This window comes from Pseudomonas sp. XP1, assembly GCF_053557675.1.
On the sequence record NZ_JBNRIJ010000026.1, the window covers coordinates 13,051 to 17,617 of the forward strand.

Genomic DNA, 4,567 nt, shown 5'->3' on the forward strand with positions numbered 1-4,567 from the left:
CCCTCGCCTTGCTGCTCTGCACCACTTTGGTCTGGCAGGCCTACACCGCCTTCCAGGCCCGCTACCTGCGCCCGTTCGACAACCAGGCCACGCTGTTCGACGGCAGCCAGCTGCAGTTGCCCCCCGAACTGGCCGGCCCCGGCCCGATCCGGGTAGTGCATTTCTGGGACCCAGCCTGCCCGTGCAACGTCGGCAACCAGCAGCACCTGGGCGACCTGGTCAGCCAGTTCGCCGGCCAGGGCGTGGCCTTCCATGTGCTGCAAAAGCCCGACAGCCACGGCCAGTTGCCCGCCAACCTCACCGCCCTCAAGCCACTCGCCAGCGTGCCCGGCAGCGAACACCTGCCCGCCTCCCCGGCCGTGGCCATCTGGGACCGGCAAGGCCACCTCGCCTACTTCGGCCCCTACAGTGAAGGCGCGGTGTGCAACGCCAGCAACAGCTTCATCGAGCCGATCCTCAAGGCGCTACTCGACGACCGCCAGGTGAGTGCCTCCAATACCCTGGCGGTGGGCTGCTACTGCCCTTGGGCCGGCTGACGCACCCGCGCAGGGTTGCCCACCACCACCGCACCAGCCGGCACGTCCCGGGTAACGACACTACCGGCACCCACCACGGCGTTGTCGCCAATGGTCACCCCCGGCAGGATGATCGCCGCGCCGCCGATCCACACGTTGTTGCCGATAGTCACCGGCCGGCCACTCTCCAGCCCTGTGCGGCGCACCTCGGGGTCAAGCGGGTGGTCGGCGGTATAGATCTGCACGTTGGGGCCGATCTGGCAGTCATCACCGATATGCACCGGCAGCACATCGAGGATCACGCAGTTGAAATTCATGAAGGTGTTGCGGCCGACGCTGATGTTGTAGCCATAGTCGCAATAGAACGGCGGGCGGATCACCGCGCCTTCGCCGACCTGGCCAAAGTGCTCTACCAAAAGCCCATGACGTGCGTCGTTGAGCAATTCGACACTGCTGTTGTAGCGGTGCATCCAGTGCTTGTTGGCGATCTGCTCGGCCTGCAGCTCGGGGCAGCCAGCGTGGTAGAGCTGGCCTGCAAGCATTTTCTGTTTTTCGCTGAGGGACATGGAAACTCCTTCCTGGGGCTATGCTCTGTTCGCGAATCCGCCGATCATCGGACCACATTTTTCTCTTGAACGCACAAGGAGCCTGCATGAAGCGCAGCCTGACCCTGTTGGCCGTGGTGGTTGCCGTGGCCGCCGGCGCCGGATACTGGTATGTGCAGGGCAAGCTGCCGCAACGCGAGGGCGAGGTGGCCATCGCCGGCCTGCAGGCGCCGGTCAGCGTGCGCTACGACGCCCGCGGCGTGCCGCACCTGCAGGCGCAGAGCGAACAGGACCTGTACCGCGCCCTCGGTTATGTGCATGCCCAGGACCGGCTGTTCCAGATGGAGATCCTGCGCCGCCTGGCACGGGGTGAGCTGGCCGAGGTGCTGGGCGACAAGCTGCTGCCCACCGACACCCTGTTCCGCAGCCTGCGTATTCGCGAACAGGCAGCGCTGATGGCCAAGCGTCAGGACCGGCAATCACCCGCCTGGCAAGCCCTGCAAGCCTACCTCGACGGGGTGAACAGCTGGCAGGCCAGCCACCCCAAGCCCATGGAATTCGACCTGCTTGGCATCACCCCGCGTCCGTTCAGCCCCGAAGACACCCTGAGCATCGCCGGCTACCTGGCCTACAGTTTTGCCGCCGCGTTTCGCACCGAGCCCGCGCTGACCTACATCCGCGACCAGCTGGGCCCGGAGTACCTGAACATCTTCGATCTCGCCTGGCGGCCCGAGGGCGCCCTGAGTACACCGCTGGCCGCTGCCGACTGGCAAAGCCTGGAGGCGCTCGCCCGCCTCAGCCATGACGCGCTGGGCGATGCGGGCATCCCGCAATTCGAAGGCAGCAACGCCTGGGCCGTGGCCGGCAGCCGTACCCGCAGCGGCAAGCCGCTGCTGGCCGGTGACCCGCACATTGGTTTCGCAGTGCCAGCTGTGTGGTACGAGGCCGAGCTGTCGGCGCCGGGCTTCAACCTGTATGGCTACTTCCAGGCTCTCAACCCGTTCGCCCTGCTCGGCCACAACCGCGACTTCGGCTGGAGCCTGACCATGTTCCAGAACGACGACGTCGACCTGATCGCCGAACGCACCAACCCGGCCGACGCCAACCAGGTGATGGTCGATGGCAAATGGCAGGCGCTGGAAAAGACCGAGCAACAGATTGCCGTCAAAGACGAAGCACCGGTCACCCTCAGCCTGCGTCGCTCGCCCCATGGCCCGATCGTCAACGACGTGCTGGGCGCCACTGCCGGGCCCACGCCAATCGCCATGTGGTGGGCGTTCCTGGAAACCGAAAACCCGATCCTCGACGGTTTCTACCAGCTCAACCGCGCCGATACCCTGGGCAAGATGCGCGAGGCCGCGGCCAAGGTGCATGCGCCGGGGCTTAACCTGGTGTGGGCCAATGCCCGTGGCGATATCGGCTGGTGGGCGGCGGCGCAGTTGCCGATCCGCCCCGACGGCGTCGACCCCGTGTTCATCCTCGATGGTGCCAGTGCGCAGGCGGACAAGCTCGGCTTCTATCCCTTCAGCGTCAACCCACAGCAGGAGAACCCGCCGCGCGGCTACATTGTCTCGGCCAACTACCAGCCTCCGGCGGCGGTGCCGATCCCCGGTTACTACAACCTACCGGACCGAGGTCGCCAGCTCGATCGCCACCTGGCCAACCCCGGGGTGAAGTGGGATACCCAAAACAGCCAGGCGCTGCAGCTGGACACCGCCAGCGACCATGGCCCGCGCACCCTTGCACCATTGCTGGCAACGCTGCGCGCAGTAGCCGAAGGTGACGAAGAGAAGGAACTGGTCGAGCAACTGGCAGCCTGGAGCGGCGACTACTCGCTCGACTCGACAAGTGCCACGCTGTTCAACCAGTTCCTCTATGAGCTGGCATTCGCGGCCTTGCATGACGAGCTGGGCGACACTTGGTTCCCGGTGCTGATCAGCACCCGCGCCATCGACGCTGCCCTGCCGCGCCTGGCAGCGGATGCCGATTCGCCGTGGTGGAACACCCGCGGAACCAACCAGCGCACCGATCGAACCGCCGTGGTGCGCACGGCGTGGCAGAACAGCTTGAAGCACCTGCGCAAGACCCTGGGGAATGATCCTGCCAGCTGGCAGTGGGGCAAGGCCCATACCCTGACCCACAACCACCCGCTGGGGGTCAAAAAGCCGCTGAACCTGCTGTTCAACGTTGGCCCGTTCGCCGCACCGGGCACTCATGAAGTGCCGAACAACCTATCTGCGAAGATCGGCCCGGCGCCATGGCCGGTGACCTATGGGCCGTCGACGCGGCGGCTGGTCGACTTTGCCGATGCCGGGCAGGCGCTAACCACCAACCCGGTCGGCCAGAGTGGCGTGCCGTTCGACAGGCATTTTGCGGATCAGGCCGAAGGGTACGTGCAGGGGCAGTACCAGAAGGCGCAGATGGGGGTGATTCCGGCGCAGAGTACGTTGCGTCTGGTGCCAGCCAAGTAAAAGGCTGCTCCTGCAAGAGACCGCGATCCTGGTAGGAGCAGCCTTGTGCTGCGAATGGGCCGCAAAGCGGCCCCCGACAATTTCGAATACCTCACAGCACTCACAGCCGAGACCCATTCCATGCAAAGACACTTCATCGAAATCGACGGCGCCCGCATGAGCTACATCGACCAGGGCCAGGGCTTTCCGGTCGTGCTCGGCCACAGCTACCTGTGGTCCGCCGAGATGTGGCAGCCACAAATCGAAGCCTTGTCAGCACACTTCCGCGTCATCGTCCCCGAGCTGTGGGGCCACGGCGTCTCAGATGCTCCGCCTGCCACGACCATCGACATGAGCGCTCTGGCCCGCCAGCATCTGGCACTGCTGGACGCCCTGGACATTGGCAAATGCCATTTGGTCGGCCTGTCGGTCGGCGGCATGTGGGGCGCGCAACTGGCCCTGGAACACCCTGAGCGGGTAGACCGCCTGGTGCTGATGGACACGTACCTCGGTGCCGAGCCGGAGGCGACCCGGCTCAAGTACTTCGGCCTGCTTGACGCCGCCAGTGCTGCAGGGCTGTTCCCGGAGCCATTGCTGGACATCGTCGTACCGATCTTCTTCCATGCAGGCGGGCAGACTGTGCCGCAAGTGCGCGAAGGCTTCCGCGCAGCATTGAAGGCGAGCAGTGCCGAGGTGATTCGGCACAGTCTCGACCCGATGGGACGAGTGATCTTTGGCCGGCCAGACTTGCTGTCGCGACTGGGAGAACTGGTAAGTGAGCGGACCATCGTGATCTGCGGCGACCAGGACATTCCACGGCCGCCGGAAGAGTCCAATGAAATGGCGCGGATCATTGGCTGCCTGGCGGCGCAGATTCCGTTTGCGGGGCATATCTCCAGCCTGGAGAACCCGCGGGTGGTGAATGAATTCCTGTTGAACTGGCTGCCGCGCAACCAGTGATATTGCCGGGGGCTGCCTTGCAGCCCTTGTGGGAGCGGGTTCACCCGCGAAGCAGGCAACTCGGTGCATGGCACCGGCTTTGCCGGTGTTCGCGGGT

4 protein-coding genes are annotated in these 4,567 nt (G+C 65.2%); 3 read left to right on the forward strand and 1 reads right to left on the reverse strand.

Going from position 1 to position 4,567, the window contains the following annotated elements; translation table 11 throughout:
• Positions 1 to 8: 8 nt before the first annotated feature.
• On the forward strand, positions 9 to 536 hold the full coding sequence (locus ACK1U9_RS19460) for a DUF6436 domain-containing protein (protein ID WP_449110124.1): 528 nt from the start codon (positions 9 to 11) through the stop codon (positions 534 to 536).
• Here ACK1U9_RS19460 and ACK1U9_RS19465 read toward each other — a convergent pair.
• Entirely contained in the window at positions 515 to 1,081 is a 567-nt protein-coding gene (locus ACK1U9_RS19465) for a sugar O-acetyltransferase (protein WP_449110114.1), read from the reverse strand. The two genes, ACK1U9_RS19460 and ACK1U9_RS19465, sit on opposite strands and share 22 nt — an antisense overlap.
• An 86-nt stretch (positions 1,082 to 1,167) precedes the next feature.
• On the opposite strand from ACK1U9_RS19465, the gene ACK1U9_RS19470 reads away from it, so the two are divergent.
• Together ACK1U9_RS19470 and ACK1U9_RS19475 are read left to right on the forward strand one after the other, a co-directional pair.
• Positions 1,168 to 3,531: a penicillin acylase family protein gene (locus tag ACK1U9_RS19470; RefSeq protein ID WP_449110115.1), complete on the forward strand. Its 2,364-nt coding sequence runs from the start codon at positions 1,168 to 1,170 to the stop codon at positions 3,529 to 3,531.
• 120 nt (positions 3,532 to 3,651) lie between these two features.
• Positions 3,652 to 4,470 (forward strand): alpha/beta fold hydrolase, encoded by an 819-nt coding sequence (locus ACK1U9_RS19475; RefSeq protein ID WP_046613730.1) that lies wholly within the window; start codon positions 3,652 to 3,654, stop codon positions 4,468 to 4,470.
• Positions 4,471 to 4,567: the final 97 nt, after the last annotated feature.

Coding starts and splice junctions, on each gene's coding strand:
- ACK1U9_RS19475 (WP_046613730.1), top strand. CDS start 3,652: ATGCAAAGACACTTCATCGAAATCGACGGCGCCCGCATGAGCTACATC.
- ACK1U9_RS19465 (WP_449110114.1), bottom strand. CDS start 1,081: ATGTCCCTCAGCGAAAAACAGAAAATGCTTGCAGGCCAGCTCTACCAC.
- ACK1U9_RS19470 (WP_449110115.1), top strand. CDS start 1,168: ATGAAGCGCAGCCTGACCCTGTTGGCCGTGGTGGTTGCCGTGGCCGCC.